Annotated in this window: 17 protein-coding genes; 11 read left to right on the forward strand and 6 right to left on the reverse strand. The window is 69.2% G+C overall.

Features of this window, described 5'->3' with window-relative positions:
• Nucleotides 1-567: 567 nt before the first annotated feature.
• Entirely contained in the window at nt 568-1,209 is a 642-nt protein-coding gene (locus DQ392_RS36305) for an SDR family oxidoreductase (protein ID WP_425470617.1), read from the reverse strand.
• 164 nt (nt 1,210-1,373) lie between these two features.
• Here DQ392_RS36305 and DQ392_RS28010 point away from each other — a divergent pair, with 164 nt between their 5' ends.
• Both DQ392_RS28010 and DQ392_RS28015 read left to right on the forward strand, forming a co-directional pair.
• On the forward strand, nt 1,374-1,589 hold the full coding sequence (locus DQ392_RS28010; RefSeq protein WP_019359444.1) for a hypothetical protein: 216 nt from the start codon (nt 1,374-1,376) through the stop codon (nt 1,587-1,589).
• Nucleotides 1,590-1,790: 201 nt separating this feature from the next.
• Nucleotides 1,791-1,985, forward strand: coding sequence for a PIG-L deacetylase family protein (locus tag DQ392_RS28015; protein ID WP_019359445.1), 195 nt, complete (start codon nt 1,791-1,793; stop codon nt 1,983-1,985).
• Between the two features lie 85 nt (nt 1,986-2,070).
• Here the strand turns inward: DQ392_RS28015 and DQ392_RS28020 are convergent, their stop codons facing one another.
• From DQ392_RS28020 to DQ392_RS28030, 4 genes are all read right to left on the reverse strand, one after another.
• Complete coding sequence (locus tag DQ392_RS28020) at nt 2,071-2,670, reverse strand: hypothetical protein (protein ID WP_019359446.1); 600 nt, start codon at nt 2,668-2,670, stop codon at nt 2,071-2,073.
• Entirely contained in the window at nt 2,667-3,848 is a 1,182-nt protein-coding gene (locus DQ392_RS34150; RefSeq protein ID WP_337463735.1) for an MAB_1171c family putative transporter, read from the reverse strand. The genes DQ392_RS28020 and DQ392_RS34150 overlap by 4 nt, the downstream gene beginning before the upstream one ends.
• Entirely contained in the window at nt 3,845-4,156 is a 312-nt protein-coding gene (locus DQ392_RS28025; RefSeq protein WP_147266582.1) for a hypothetical protein, read from the reverse strand. The genes DQ392_RS34150 and DQ392_RS28025 overlap by 4 nt, the downstream gene beginning before the upstream one ends.
• Nucleotides 4,157-4,532: 376 nt before the next feature.
• Nucleotides 4,533-4,982, reverse strand: a complete 450-nt coding sequence (locus DQ392_RS28030) for a helix-turn-helix domain-containing protein (protein WP_019359449.1) — start codon at nt 4,980-4,982, stop codon at nt 4,533-4,535.
• A 319-nt stretch (nt 4,983-5,301) separates the two neighbouring features.
• Between DQ392_RS28030 and DQ392_RS28035 the strand changes: the two genes are divergently transcribed.
• The 9 genes from DQ392_RS28035 to DQ392_RS28075 all read left to right on the forward strand — a co-directional run bounded on the left by DQ392_RS28035 (nt 5,302) and on the right by DQ392_RS28075 (nt 12,208).
• Complete coding sequence (locus tag DQ392_RS28035; protein WP_237735931.1) at nt 5,302-5,667, forward strand: hypothetical protein; 366 nt, start codon at nt 5,302-5,304, stop codon at nt 5,665-5,667.
• A 2-nt stretch (nt 5,668-5,669) separates the two neighbouring features.
• A complete protein-coding gene (locus DQ392_RS28040) occupies nt 5,670-6,626 on the forward strand; it encodes a hypothetical protein (protein WP_114018451.1) in 957 nt (318 codons plus the stop codon).
• The gene (locus DQ392_RS28045; protein ID WP_114018452.1) at nt 6,626-7,333 is read left to right on the forward strand and encodes an ATP-binding protein; all 708 of its coding nucleotides are present in this window, start codon (nt 6,626-6,628) and stop codon (nt 7,331-7,333) included. Before DQ392_RS28040 ends, DQ392_RS28045 begins: the two co-directional genes overlap by 1 nt.
• A gap of 95 nt (nt 7,334-7,428) precedes the next feature.
• The gene (locus DQ392_RS28050) at nt 7,429-7,980 is read left to right on the forward strand and encodes a WhiB family transcriptional regulator (protein WP_114018453.1); all 552 of its coding nucleotides are present in this window, start codon (nt 7,429-7,431) and stop codon (nt 7,978-7,980) included.
• Complete coding sequence (locus tag DQ392_RS28055) at nt 7,977-8,996, forward strand: DUF2637 domain-containing protein (RefSeq protein ID WP_114018454.1); 1,020 nt, start codon at nt 7,977-7,979, stop codon at nt 8,994-8,996. Before DQ392_RS28050 ends, DQ392_RS28055 begins: the two co-directional genes overlap by 4 nt.
• Before the next feature lie 146 nt (nt 8,997-9,142).
• Nucleotides 9,143-9,367, forward strand: coding sequence for a hypothetical protein (locus DQ392_RS28060; protein WP_114018455.1), 225 nt, complete (start codon nt 9,143-9,145; stop codon nt 9,365-9,367).
• A 221-nt stretch (nt 9,368-9,588) separates the two neighbouring features.
• Nucleotides 9,589-9,993 carry a plasmid mobilization protein gene (locus DQ392_RS28065; RefSeq protein WP_114018456.1) on the forward strand — a complete coding sequence of 135 codons (405 nt, stop codon included), beginning with the start codon at nt 9,589-9,591 and terminating at the stop codon, nt 9,991-9,993.
• Between the two features lie 5 nt (nt 9,994-9,998).
• A complete protein-coding gene (locus tag DQ392_RS28070) occupies nt 9,999-11,729 on the forward strand; it encodes a relaxase/mobilization nuclease domain-containing protein (protein ID WP_114018457.1) in 1,731 nt (576 codons plus the stop codon).
• Nucleotides 11,730-11,806: 77 nt separating this feature from the next.
• Complete coding sequence (locus DQ392_RS28075; RefSeq protein ID WP_114018458.1) at nt 11,807-12,208, forward strand: hypothetical protein; 402 nt, start codon at nt 11,807-11,809, stop codon at nt 12,206-12,208.
• 183 nt (nt 12,209-12,391) lie between these two features.
• Here DQ392_RS28075 and DQ392_RS28080 read toward each other — a convergent pair whose 3' ends face one another.
• Nucleotides 12,392-13,615: an MFS transporter gene (locus DQ392_RS28080; RefSeq protein ID WP_114018459.1), complete on the reverse strand. Its 1,224-nt coding sequence runs from the start codon at nt 13,613-13,615 to the stop codon at nt 12,392-12,394.

A 13,615-nucleotide genomic window follows, 5' to 3' on the forward strand; every position in this document is an offset into this window, starting at 1 on the left:
CGTTGCGCGGTACGGTTTCTGGACAGTGGCCCCTGCGCTCCGGGCGCGATGGCGGCCCTGGTCCGCGCTCCGTTGCCCTGACCGGCCACCGGCACCCGGCGACGTCCGCCTCCTCGGCGTCCATCCCGAGGATCTCCGCCGTTCTGCCTATCAGCGCTCCCTCAGCGCCAGCCGTTGGCAAGCGCGAGCTTTCAGAGACCGGGCTTGAGCGGACGCGAGACGGCGCACGAGAGCCCAGGCGGCGAGAGCACCGATGGCGGCGACCGGCACGCGATGGTGTGAGGCCCACAACTGCATGGAGAAGCGCCGGGTGTAGCTCACGCAGTGGCCTTCGACGCCTCGTTCTTGATCATCGTCTGCGGCGGCCCACAGGTTCGAGGGGGGAGCGGGGTGCGGCTTCGAGGAGCTTGCGAGCCAGTAGCCCGCCGCGACGAGGACCCGGTCCACGATGGCAGGCGCCGCCTTGGTCGCCAGTATGGTCACGAGGCTCTGGCCGCCCACCCAGTACTCGCGGCGGCGCGGATGGTCCGCGGCATGGAGGATACCGCGCGCCGCGACATCGGGATGTTAGGCAGGAGGCACGGGCCTGGGCTGCCTGCCGGCCTCGGCGGGCATCCAGTCGTAAAGCGGCGTATTGACCGAAGGCAGTTGCACCATCGTCACGGCGACTTTGCTGCCCGTCGGCAGCAACTCGCAGCGCAGCGACTCATGGAAGCCCAGGATGGCGTGCTTGGCAGCGCAGTAGGCCGCCTGCAGGGGAATGCCGCGGTAGGCCAAGGCCGAGCCGACCTGCACGATCGTTCCGGCATCGCGGGGCAGCATCTTCCGCAGTGCACATTGGGTCCCAAAGACGTAACCCAGGTAGGTGACCTCAGTGACGCGCCGGAAGCTGTCCGCGCCCACCAGCGAGACCGGGGCGAAGATCGCCGTGGCCGCGTTGTTGATCCACACATCGATCGGCCCCCAGGTGTCCTCCACCATGTCGGCAGCCTGGTCCAGTGCCTGGTGATCGGTGACATCTACCGACATGACCAGCGCCTGACCGCCCGCTGCTCGCACTTCTCCGGCAGCCGCCTCAAGGCCACCGCGTCCGCGTGCCAGCAACGCGACGCGCGCCCCACGCGCAGCGAACGCACGAGCCGTGGCTCTGCCCACGCCGGCGCTGGCGCCCGTGATGACGACAACCTGCTCACGCCGATGTCGGTACACGGCTACCTCCCGGCCTCGACCCGGTATGCAGCGGTACCTCATCTCCGAGCAGCGAAACAGATAGCGGCTCACCGGTTCAGCCCCGCGCGCGTGGCAGCTTCTGCGCGGCGTTGTTCTGATGAGGACACAGGCACTGCCCGACTGGCGAACCCAAGGAGCCCAGCATGATCGTCAAAGCGCTGCACGACGCGGGAATGAAAAGCGAGCACGCCTACCTGGCCGCATTCGCGTCCATCGGAGCCTCCGTGCTCACCTGGAACGCGTCAACCCAAGTCGAAAATGCCAAGGTGGACCGGGCCGACCGCTGGGGCATCTTCATCGGCGAGTGGGCCCCCACCTTCATGGCCCTGGGCATCGCCCTGAGCAAGTACGAAGACTGACCAGCAGAGCGCCGCCGCCCGCGCCTGCAGGTTCTCGGGCTGCGGTGGCCTTGCCTCGAAGTGACAGGTGCGCGCTGCAGGTACAAGCTCGCCAGTCCAAGTTGTCCGTATTCCTTTGGGAACTGGACAGGGACCGGTTCTGCCGACGGGACTCCTGCGAGGCGCAATTCGCTGACCCTGAACGGCCCACTCGGCGCCATCGTGATCGTCGACATCAACACCACCTACCGACCGAGAAAGCGTGCCCTCGCCGAACACGCCTCGCAGCCGATCGACGATCACTTCGGTCCCATGGCCCACACGTTGAGCACTCTGTGGGGCCAGCGCACCGGAGTCGCCCACGCCGAAGCCTTCACAGCCATGCCGGTCCTCGGCCGCCTGCCCGGCGCCACTTAGCGGTTCAACGGCGCTCTCAACTTACGAACCCACACCGTGGGAAGGAACGACTGGAGACTCACGAACGTAGTCGTCTGCCGGCAGCTCACCGAAGGAGGGCGAAGCTCGCCGCAGCGACGACTGCGCCGAGCAGGGTCCCGGTGAGGGCCTGCCCGCGGGTGTGGTCCCCGAGGGCGACACGGGACCAGCCGACGAGGCCGACAAGGAGGTAAAGCAGCAACATCCACGAGCCGTAGGTCTGCGCGAGCATGATCGCGGCGCCGGCGGAGACGGCTTGGTGCACGCTGATCTTCCAGACCGTGGTGATCACCGCGAGAACAGCGAGGGTGATCAGCATCGTCGCGATCAGGGCCACGACCTCGCGCGGAGCGTCGAGGCCAACCAACAGCGCGATACCGACGCCGACGGAGACCAGGATGGCCACCATCACGACCAGGCGCCCCTTCTTGGCTCCGAGGTGCCGGTCGGCCCAGTGATCCTTGCGAATCCCGTACTTGATCACCAGGAGGGGGATCACGGCGGCGAAGAGGATGCCAAGGACGGCCCAGGCGAGACCGGACCAGGCCGCCGCGTGCCAGCCGACAAGCACGGTGACGAGCGTGATCCAGGTGGCTGGTGCGAGTTTGTCGGTGACGGTGCGGGCGAGCGCGGACTCCTGTGGGCTGGCTGTGTGGCTGTCGGTCATGGTGAGGTTCCCTGCTCGGTGCTGTGCCGGGAGAGCGCTGCGGCCTCGGCGGCGGCGAACTCGGTTACGAGGGGCGTGCGGTAGAGGTCGCTGACGTGCAGGAGCCAGGCGACCTCTTCTTCCGGTGAGGTGTCGACCACGCCGGGCACGGGGCGGTCGTCCGGGCACTGGGTTGCGGGGACGTGGTTGGTTCGGACGGCGGTGGCGAGCCAGCCGGCTTCCGCTGCTGCGGCTCTGTCCGCTTCGGGGATATCGGCTTGAGCCGCTGCTGTCCGGGCCTTCGCCTGGACGCTGGCTGGTACGACCTCACGTAGGGCCAGGCATGCGTCACCAATTTCGACGACACGTCGCTCCAGCCGGAATTTGATCTTGTGCCACGGCGCCTGCGTCGGCAGCACGACGTCGGGTGCGGCCGTGGTGAGTTCCTCCCACAGAGATTCCAGTCGCCTGTAAGTACGCCAGTTGTATACCGCTTCAGTCGCAACAGCGATGGGAGGGAGGCAACTCCCCAGAACGATGCTGGCGATGGCAGTCAATTTGAGCCCCTCGGAAAGCCCGTCTGCCAGAGACTCTCCACCGGGAAGTGCGTGCCCCGATGCGAGAAGGGCCAGGGACAGGAGCCGGTGCAGAGCGTACGCGGCACCTATTGCTGTGCCGCCGCCGAGGAAACATCGGCCACCACGTGTCCATCCGTGGGAATGGCGCACACCGCTAAGAAAGAGCCAGCTAGCCATGGTCATGGCGCAGCCGATGTAGAGCGTGAATACGCTCTTGTAAGCGGCGGCGAAGAGTGACGGCCGGACGGATTCGAAAAAGTCCTCCGCCTGGGGGCCGGGCGTGAGGGCGAAGAACAGAACCATTAGCGGGAGGGCGGTTATCACGGCTGCCCATCGCAAGCGTGGAGCGAATCCTTCGGGACGTGCCATATTCGCAACAAAGTCGAGAACGGCGGCAGCGGAAATAATGCCAAACAGGTACTTCAGCAGGTGGGCAAGGCCAGTTACTCCCATCGTCGAATCGATTGATTCCGCCACGGGGCGGGGCTCAAAGGTGAGCGCTATAGCCAGGAAGGTGAAAGCAGCCCACAGGGACCGTTGACGGTGGGAGTGGCGAACTGACGGCAGGCGCCACAAGGAGACGATCCACAAGGCTCCCGCGACTAGTGCTTGAGCGCTCATGTGTATCTGCCGGACTCGCGCTTGCGGGGGTGAGCCAGCACGTCGTCCAAGCCGTTGTCACCAGCGTTGTCAGCCGGGAGATTGTCGATTATCTCTCCGAGGAACGAGGCTGCCAGTTCGGCATCACGTTCCTGCTGGGTGTCGTAGGAAGCCCGCCCAAAAGCCGCACGGATCTTGTCCGGGTCGATGAGATGGGATAGGACCGCGACGATTGCCGAGGTGTCACTGGTGACATGGTGCCCCAAGAGCATGTGCGCCAGTTCATGACGAATTATTTGTTCTCGATGCCGCTTACTGGTGCCGATCACGTGGAAAATGTGGTCGGTCTCATCGAAGGAAACGAATATCCCGCATGGTGCTTCTACTCCGCCCACTTCTGGCAAGGGGTGCAAGTGAAGCGGTCTGCCTCGGCCGCTGCCTAGGCGTTCGCAAAATTCTTCGATGGAGAACGGACGTGGGGCCCGTATTCCGCTTAGCTGTTCCGCGCATCGAGTGCGTAGATATTCCTCGCGGCGCTGGTGGTAGAGCATCTCGTCGGTCCTTGAACGGTCTTCACCCCCCAATTGCACACGTCACCGGAATGGATACCCGCTCCCGGTTGCGTGTCGAGTGAAGCTATCAGACGAGAAGCTTATTGTGCATTCAACCAGTTGTGGTGACTGGATTCATTCGGAAGTGGATCTGTTACTCGCTGTCAGGTCTTCCTTCAAGACCTTCGAGTTTGCGCGCCCGCTCGATGACCATCTTGATCATTTCGAGGCTCTCGGCAGACAGGCCGTTGGCGCGGAAGGCGAGATTTCGCACACTGCTGTCCTCGGCCGTTCTCAGGAGTTCGAGGGCTGCGTCTGCACGGGCGGACTCCGCCTCATCGACATCGAAGAAGTAGTTGGGCGTGACCCCGAACAGCCGGGCCACGGCTGCGAGCGTGGTGGCGGTCGGGTTCGTCTTCGTGCCCTGCCGCAACTGGGAGATCGCACTCGGTGAAACCGTGGACCCTTCGGATTCCGCTGCCGCCTCGATGGTGCGTGACGCTTCTGCGTTGGTGTAGGGGCGCCCCGTCGCCGGATTGGGCACGGTCTCAAAGAGGTGATTCAGCCTCTGTGTGAGCAGTGGCGTTCCTGGATCGTCAGACACCCTGTCCTTCCTCTCGCTCGCCCACGACCGGACGATACTCCAGTGTCGGCTCAGGCGAAAAATCCCAGGGTTGGATACTCAAGGGTTGACATGCGTCGATCGAGGTCACGTATGGTCACCGTCACCAACGCCAAAGTGTTGGGGCGACCCCGTCCGGTACTTAAGTATCGGACGCCGTCCGGGGCGGCGCCGGTGCCCGAGGGGACTACCTCGAACACCGGCCGCGCCCCAGCGGGGCGGATACATAACCGGAGCAGACCGGCTGGCCTTTTCGACGAGAGCTGCCGCCCTGCCCCGCCTACGAGGGAGGAATCTTCGCATGCCTGCACCTCCGGCCGGAAGCGTGCGCCACGATACGACCGCCGAGGACGGTGCTTCCGGCGCCGGCGCCGGCGCCTGCCACGCACGCCTTGCCGAGCTGCTCGCCGACATGATCCCCCGCGCCTGCGTCATCCGTGTCTCCCAGCGTGAACCGGACCGTTGCTGGCCCAGCCCCTACGCTCGCGCCTACGACGAGCGGGGGCGGCTGCTGATCCTGAACCGCGCCCAGCGGCTGACCGCTGCCCGCTGGGTTATCCGGGCCAGCCCGGAGCTGGACTGGGACGAGCCGCACGACCTCGACCTCGTTTCGGGCACGCTGCGGCCCACGGCCGTGGGATACGCCGCTGTCGACGGGGGGTGCTGAGCATGGCCCGGATTCGCACGCTCAAGCCCGAGGCGTTCGCCTCGGAGTCGCTCGCCGAGGTGAGCATCCACGCCGAGCGGACGTTCTTCGGCCTGCTGACCCAGTGCGACGATCACGGTCGCTTCCGAGACCAGCCCGCCGTTATCGCCGGACTATTGTGGTCGTTGCGCCCCGAGCACGGCCCGGTCGGTGTCGAGGACGATCTGACCCAGCTCGCGACGGCGGGGCTGATCTGCCGCTACGAGGTCGACGGCAAGCGGTACCTGCACGTCGTTACCTTCCTGCGGCACCAGAGGATCAACCGGCCTAGCGGTATGCGGCATCCCGACTGCCCGCTCCACGACGCCGAGCGGCCTGCCACGGACGATGCGGCGCAGACTGCGGGAGCCCTCCCTCAGTCCTCACGGAGGGATCACGGAGGGCTCACGGAGGACTCAGTGAGTCCTCACGGAGCAGTGCGTGAGGGCTCCGTGAACGACGAAACCGCAGGTCACCTCGCATTCAGTGAGGGTTCAGTGAGTCCTCACGGAGGAGGCGATGAGTCCTCCATGAGCCCTCATGGTCCGGATCTAGGACCTAGGAACGTGGATCTAGGATCTTCCCCTTCGGGGGGCGCGAGCGCCCCCGCACAGGAGTCCGTCTCCACCCAGCAGCTCATCGGCGAGTACGCCGCTTCTTGCGCGCACCGTCCGCCGAACGGGGTGCTCGGACACCTCGGGCGCGAGGTCGCCAAGCTGCTCAAGGAGGGCATCGACCCGGCCCACGTCCGTGCCGGGCTGGCCCGCCACCGGGCGAAGGGGCTGCATCCGAGCACGCTGCCGAGCCTGGTGCACGAGGCGATGAACGCCACCGGCCCGGCTGGTGGCTTGGTGCGGCCGGAATCTGCGAATACCGTGCGCGGTCACCGGGCCTGGGCCAACCCCGCCGACCCTGCCGCCGCCTACGCCGAGGAGCTGTGATGCGCGATCACGACGCCCAGCCCGTCGGCGGCATCGCCCGCCGCCTGACCGGCATCCTGAAGTCTCGGGGCATCGACCCGAACGCCCCGGTGTTCGAGGAGGCCGAGCCCAGCCCGGCGCTGGAGGCTGCCCAGGCCCGCATCCCCGCCCGCTACCAAGGCGCCGTCGCCGACCACCCGGCTGTCGACGCCTGGGTGGGCGAGGTCGCCGCCGCCGGGCGCCGGGGCCCGGACGGCTCCCCGGGCATCGCCCAGGGCCGCTCGCTGCTTATCGTCGGCACCACCGGCACTGGCAAGACCCACCAGGCGTACGGCGCCGTCCGCAGCCTGCTGGCCGCCGGGGTGCGGCTGCGGTGGAAGGCGACCACCGCAGCCGACCTGTACGCCGAACTGCGACCCCGCCCCGGCTGCGACGGCGAGCGGGAGCTGCAGGACCTGGCCCGCTGCCCGCTGCTGATCATCGACGACCTCGGCGCCGCGAAGGCGTCGGAGTGGACCGAGGAAATCACGACGCGGCTGATCGACCGCCGCTACACGCAGATGATCCCGACCCTGGTGACCACCAACCTCGGCATGAGTGACCTGCGCGCACACATCGGAGACCGTGTCGCCTCCCGGCTGACCGAGATGACCGACAAGGTCATCCTCGACGGCCCGGACCGCAGAAGGGCCCTTGCGGCCGAGCGCCGCCGCCTCACCGCCGTCTGACCTTTTCCGCGCGACCAACGGTCCGCCTCCCTTCACGCACCAATCCCCGGGCCGCGCCTGCCCGAACGCGCCCGGGGCCGATCGGAGACACCCGCATGCACCACACCCACACCGCCGAGCCGCGCACCCTCGGCGACCACACCTGGCACAACCAGGCCGCCTGCCTGTCCACCACGACCAACCCGGTCGACCCGGAGATCTTCTTCCCCGAGCCGGACGAGATGGACCGCATCCACGCCGCCAAGGCCCTGTGCGCGCAGTGCCCGGTCCGGCGAACCTGCCTGGACGCCGCCATGGAGGCCGGGGACCGCGAGGGCATCCGGGGAGGGATGACCGAGGAGGAACGCGAGCCGCTGCACAGCAAGCTCCACCTGCGCCTCGACTACGCCCGCGTCAACGCGACACTGGCCGGGGACGACATCCACCTCACCGATGCCGAACGCCGCGCGGTCACGCGCACCGCGTACCAGAACGGCGTACCGGCCGAGCACCTCGCACGACTGCTGAAGATCACCGAGGAGCACGCGAAGAAGCGCTACCGCGAGCTGCGCCGCGAGATCCGTAACCGCGCCGTCCACGGCACCAGCAGCGATCAGACCCTGGCCACTGCTCAGGCCGCCCGCGATGACCTGGGGACGGCCGCGTGACCCACACCGACGCGATACCGGTGCGCATCACCGGCTGGGACCGCGCCGCCATCGTCGCCCTCGGAGCCGCCGGATGCGCCCTTTCGTACGACGCGCTGCAGCAGATGGCTGTGGCCATCCACATCCGCGGGTTGCTGACCTTTCTCTTCCCCTTCGTCATCGACGGGTTCATCGGCTACGGGGTCCGCGCGGTGCTGGTGATGCGCAGCGCCTCCCTCGGCGCCCGCTGTTACGTGTGGGCGCTGTTCGGCACCGCGACCGCCGCGAGTATCTGGGCGAATGCCCTGCACGCCGTGCGCCTCAACGACCGGGCCCAGAGTGGTAGCGGTCTCCGGCTCGGGGACGTTGCGGTCGGCGTGCTGTCCACGCTCGCCCCGCTGGCCCTGGCCGGAGCTGTCCACCTCTACATCCTCATCGCCCGCCGCGCCGCACAGCCCGGACACCCGGACACGGCCGGTGCGGACACCTCGGTCGTCCGCGCCGGGCGGGTCACCGGTGTCCCTGCGGACAGCCGGTCCGGCCGGGGCACTGCGGACAGCCCGGACACTGACCGGCCGGTCACCGGCCACCAGCCTTCCGCACTGTCCGCCGGGGCCTCCGGCCGTCCGGCGGACACCCGCTCGGAGGGCCGGAGCGGACGGCCGGTCACCGGCTCCGCAGCCGAACCGGTCGCTCCCTCCGACGACGCACCACACCACGAGGGGCACGACGGTGTCCTCGGCGGAGGGCCGGATGCGAGATCCGGTCAACCCGCCCCCCACGGGACGACGCCCGCTCCGGGCCCGTCGGCGGGCAACGGCGATGCGGAGACGGGCTCCCCGTCCGCTTCCGGTGAGGCCGAGGACCTGCTGCCGATCGCTCGGCGCGCGGTGTCCGAGGCCGGGAAGCTGACCCGCCAGGTGGTGGCCGACGCCATCCGGGGGCAGGGACTCCCGCTGTCCAACGACCGGCTGACCGAGCTGATGCAGCAGCTCCGCACCGAAGCGGGCCACCGCACGCTCCGGCCCACCGGCTGACCGTGCGAACCCACCCGGCGGACACCCCGTCCGGTCACTCCGGACACCGGTCACCCGGTAGCCCGGACACCGGCAGCGGGGTGTCCGCCCTACCCGGTCAGCCCACGACCCCTCCAGCCCTACCACTTCCATTTGGGAGACCCCCAGTGCGTACCACCCCGCCGTCCACCGAGGAGATCGACGTGTGGCTCGCAGTTCTGCGCGCCCACGGCCACCTGGACCGGGCCGAGTCCGGTTGCGACGGGAGCTGGACCGTGTGGCGGACACCGTCGAGCGCCCCGCACACGCTGCATCACCCCGTCCTCGCCCTCGACTACATCGCCGCCGTGCTGCGGGAAGTTCGCGTCGAAGCCGGAGACGGAGCCCGATGAGGCACCTGAACACCCCGGCCATCCCGTCCGAGGGGAACTCGTATGACCAGCCGGCACGAGGCCGAGCAAGCTATACCTTGCGAAACTCCCTCGACGGCCCCGCCGTCGAGGGAGTTTCGCAAGGACATGCCCCCGCCCCTACGGGGGCGGGGGAGGTCCGGCACCAGGGGGCGCCGGACCAGGCCGCGACCGAGGGCGGATCGCAGCCGAAAGGGGAGGAGATGCCGCCGAGCACCGCTGTCGAGACGCGCATGCGCCCGCGTCTTCGTCAGTCCCAGCAGCGCGACCGCGTGCGCAGCGTCCGCCTGACCGCCGACGAACTCACCGACGTCCAACGCGGCGCCGAAGCGATGGGCCTGCGGGTCGCCGGGTTTCTCGCCGACGCCGCGGTCGCCGTCGCCCGCGCCCAGGACGGCCCGCACACCTGGCTGATGGACCAGCGCTCCCTCGTCGAGGAACTGATGCGCGCCTCCGCCCAGCTCGCCCGCGTCGGCAACAACCTCAACCAGGTGGCCAAGGCGCTCAATAGCGGCGGCGAGACCCCCTACGCCGAAGACGCCCTGACCCGCGTACGGCAGGCCGCCGCCCGCGTCGAGGCCGCCGCCACCGAGATCGCGAAGCGCTGACCGCCGTGGTGCCCGACATCTCCCTCGGCGGCCGGACCTACGGCCTGCTCGCCTACCTCTACGGTCCCGGCCGCCGCGACGAACACCTCGACCCCCACCTGGTCGCCTCCTGGCAACCGGAACTGGCCCCCGACCCCGGCCGCGACCCGCAGGTAACGCTCCAGCAGTTGCAGGAGCGCCTCGACCTGCCCGTTCAAGCCGTGCCGGAGCACCGCCGCCCCAAGCGGCACGTGTGGCACTGCCCCGTCCGCGCCGACCCGGGCGACCGGCACCTGTCCGACGCCGAGTGGGACGAGGTCGCCCGCCGCGTCGTCCACGCCACCGGCATCGCCGAAGACGGCGACGACCAAGCCTGCCGCTGGATCGCCGTACGCCACGCGGACGACCACATCCACATCGTCGCCACCCTCAAACGCCAAGACGGCCGCTCCCCACGGCGGCACGACGACTACAACCGCGCCCAGACCGAATGCCGAGCGATCGAGAAGGACTTCGGCCTGCGCCAGCTCAACCCCGGCGACCGCACCGCCGCGCAGCGGCCCACCAGTGCCGAGCGCGCCAAGGCCGAACGCGCGGGCCGCACCGCCACCGCCCGCGAGCTGTTGCGCGACCACGTGCGTCAAGCCGTGGCCGGCGCCGGGGACGAGGCCGAATTCTTCCGCCGTCTCACCGAGGCCGGAGTACGTATCGACCGACGGCTCGCCCCCTCCGGTGACGTCCTCGGATACATGGTTGCCCTGCCGGGTGATCGCAACAGGGCGGGCGAGCCGATCTGGTTCCCCGGCTCCCGCCTCGCCCCTGACCTCTCCCTCCCCAAGATCCGAAGGCGCCTCGGCAGCCCGGACGAAGCCGAGGACCAGCCAGACGTCAGTCGCCCACGACAAGGTGGCGGCCCGGCACAGGCCCGCCGCGAAGCCACCGGCATCGTCGGCCGTGCGACCTCTGCCTTCGCCGACGGCGACGAAGCCGAGGCTGGCGCGCAGCTCTCCGGAGTGGGCGAAGTCCTCGACGCACTCGCTCAGACCTCTCCAGCCTCCACCCGGCAGCAGGCGACCGAAGCAGCCCGCGCCTTCGAACGCGCCACCCGATGGCACACCCGCGCCGAACGCGCCGACGACCGCGCCATCCGCTCCGCAGCACGCGGCATCATCCGAGCTGGCAACGCCCTGGGGCGTGGCGAGGACGGTGGCGCGACCGCCATGCTCCTGTCCACCCTGGTCCTGGCCACCCTCGCCGCCGCCCGCTGGCACACAGCCCGCCAGCACGCCCAACAAGCAGCCGCCGCGAGGCAATCCGCCGAACAGCTCCGGGCCGCCTACCGCACCGCCGCCGCCACACCGATGCGCGCCATGCGTGCGCAGGGGCGTCACCTGCCCGAGCGTGTGCGGACACGCCACGTCGGCACGGTCGAAGCCGCTCTTCCCGGGCATGCCGACAGCCTGCGCCGCGAGCGTGGCTGGGACGCCCTGATCGCCACCCTCGACCAGGCCGAGAACGCCGGGCATGACCCCGACCTCCTGCTCCAAAGGGCGGTCGAATGGCGTGAGCTGGACACCGCTGACCGAACAACCGACGTCCTGGTCTGGCGACTCCGTCGCCTCGGCCGCCTCCCCGCGGACCCGCCGCGAGCCCGCACCGACACACGAACCACGAAACAACAGCACCAGCCAGCAAGGCAGTACACCACCACACCGTCGCAGCACCCCGCCTCGCGTGAGCACCTGCCGAGGCGCTGAAGACACGATACAAAGGGCTGGACGGTGCCGGCCTGGCCTGTTATGGCTGGTCAGAAGAGCACAGGGAGTCGATGCGCATGCCCACCGAAAACCTCCAGAAGCCCAGAGCCATCCCGCCGGAGACCACGTCCGGGGACGACCCGCTGCTGCGACTGCAAGCAGAGAGCGAACCGGAGGACTCCCCCCGGATACAGACCACCCACCACTTGGACCCGATCACCATCACCGGCATCACCGTGATGTGCCCAAAGTGCGGCGCCCGCCGTGACTGGCTGGTCATCTGCGACGTACCCGGCCGCGTCTTCCTCCGCTGCCGCTGTGCCCACCAGTGGCACGAGCCGGAGCTGACCCGCGCCGACTTCAAGGCCATGACCGGCGAAGGCGGCCAGAACTATCCGAGCCTCGAAGCCATCGCACGCGATGTCGGATACGACGGCACGCTGGCCGGCACCTACCTTCCCGCCGATGGGACCCCGTGAAGGACGGCCCGGAGGCGTTCTGAAGCGCGACCAGTCTCGTGAGCTTGAACTTGTACCTTGCCGACGGGCGGTCACGCGTGTGTTGACACGCGGCTGACCTGTCGACGTCTGTCCTGTGGCCCGCAGTCGTGAGCTAGCGAGAGTGGCTGCATTGTCACCGTACGTCCCGCTGCGGACAGCCGATCACTCGCGGGGTTGGCTCCTGAGCGCCAGCAGGGCTCCTGCGAGGGAGAGGCCCGCCAGGGCGAGGAAGAGATGGGCGTGGCCGCCGAGGGGCTCGGCCAGGGCTGAGGCGGTGAAGGGGGCGAGGCCGGTGGCGAGGGTGATGGGAGCGCTGAGGAGGCCGGTGAGGCGGCCGTAGTGGCGGGTGCCCCATCGGTCGGTGACGGCCGTGGCTTGGAGGAGGGTGAGGTTGCCGCGCACCATGCCTGCGGCCATGGACAGGGCTATGAGTAGAGGTAGGGGGCCGGGGACGAGTGCGAGGGCTGCGGTGGTGGCGCCTCCGGCCGCGATCAGGAGGACGGTGCGCGCGGTGGTGCCTGTGTGGCGGGCGAGTGGAGCGTAGCCGAGGCGGCCGAGGGTTTGTCCGAGGCCGCCGAGTCCGAGGGCCCAGGCGGCCTGGGTCGGTGTGGCACCGCGTTCGGTCATGAGGGGGACCAGTGCGATGACGACGGCGTAAACGGTGAGTGCGGAGAGCGTCATGGCTGCGGTGAGCATCAGGAACGGACCCGTGCGGGCAACAGGCGTGCGGCCGTGCTCTGCTCCGGGGGCGGGGATGGTCGTTGGGGCTGGAGGCCAGGGGGCGCGCAGGCTCAGCGCGTGGGCGGGGATGGTGACGAGGGCGAGGACCGCCGCCAGGACGGCGTAGGCGGCTCGCCAGCCGAGGTGCTGGGCGAGGGTGGCGGACAGCGGGGCGAAGAGTGTGCTGGCCAGTCCGCCGGCGAGGGTGACGATCGTCAGGGCGCGGACCCGGTCGGGTCCCCACCAGCGCGTCACGGCCGCGAAGGCCGGGGGGTAGAAGGTGGCGGCCATCGCGACGCCCGCGCACAGCCAGGCCGCGATGAAGACGGCGAAGTTGGGGGCTGTCGCGATGGCCAGGACGCAGGCTGTGCCGAGGACGGACCCGGTGGTCATGACGGCGCGGGGACCGCGCCGGTCGAGGATGCGGCCGATGGGGATGCCCGCGAGAGCGGAGATGAGCAGGGCGGCGGAGAAGGCGCCGGAGATCGCGGTGGCGGACCAGCCGGTGTCTGCGCTCAGGCGTGGCAGCAGGACGGGGAAGGCGTAGTAGAGGACGCCCCAGCTCGTGATCTGGGTAGCGCACAGCGCCGGCAGCACGGCGCGGGGCCGCGACCGTATGCCGTCTCCGGCTCCGGTCGAGGCCCGCGTACCTGTCTTGGGCGGCAC

The sequence above is a fragment of the Streptomyces reniochalinae genome (assembly GCF_003323735.1).
GTDB classification, from domain to species: domain Bacteria; phylum Actinomycetota; class Actinomycetes; order Streptomycetales; family Streptomycetaceae; genus Streptomyces; species Streptomyces reniochalinae.

Excerpts from the sequence above, each read along its gene's own strand:
- DQ392_RS28010 (WP_019359444.1), top strand. The coding sequence starts at position 1,374 with ATGATCGTCAAAGCGCTGCACGACGCGGGAATGAAAAGCGAGCACGCC.
- DQ392_RS28020 (WP_019359446.1), bottom strand. The coding sequence starts at position 2,670 with ATGACCGACAGCCACACAGCCAGCCCACAGGAGTCCGCGCTCGCCCGC.
- DQ392_RS34150 (WP_337463735.1), bottom strand. The coding sequence starts at position 3,848 with ATGAGCGCTCAAGCACTAGTCGCGGGAGCCTTGTGGATCGTCTCCTTG.
- DQ392_RS28035 (WP_237735931.1), top strand. The coding sequence starts at position 5,302 with ATGCCTGCACCTCCGGCCGGAAGCGTGCGCCACGATACGACCGCCGAG.
- DQ392_RS28040 (WP_114018451.1), top strand. The coding sequence starts at position 5,670 with ATGGCCCGGATTCGCACGCTCAAGCCCGAGGCGTTCGCCTCGGAGTCG.
- DQ392_RS28045 (WP_114018452.1), top strand. The coding sequence starts at position 6,626 with ATGCGCGATCACGACGCCCAGCCCGTCGGCGGCATCGCCCGCCGCCTG.
- DQ392_RS28050 (WP_114018453.1), top strand. The coding sequence starts at position 7,429 with ATGCACCACACCCACACCGCCGAGCCGCGCACCCTCGGCGACCACACC.
- DQ392_RS28065 (WP_114018456.1), top strand. The coding sequence starts at position 9,589 with ATGCCGCCGAGCACCGCTGTCGAGACGCGCATGCGCCCGCGTCTTCGT.
- DQ392_RS28075 (WP_114018458.1), top strand. The coding sequence starts at position 11,807 with ATGCCCACCGAAAACCTCCAGAAGCCCAGAGCCATCCCGCCGGAGACC.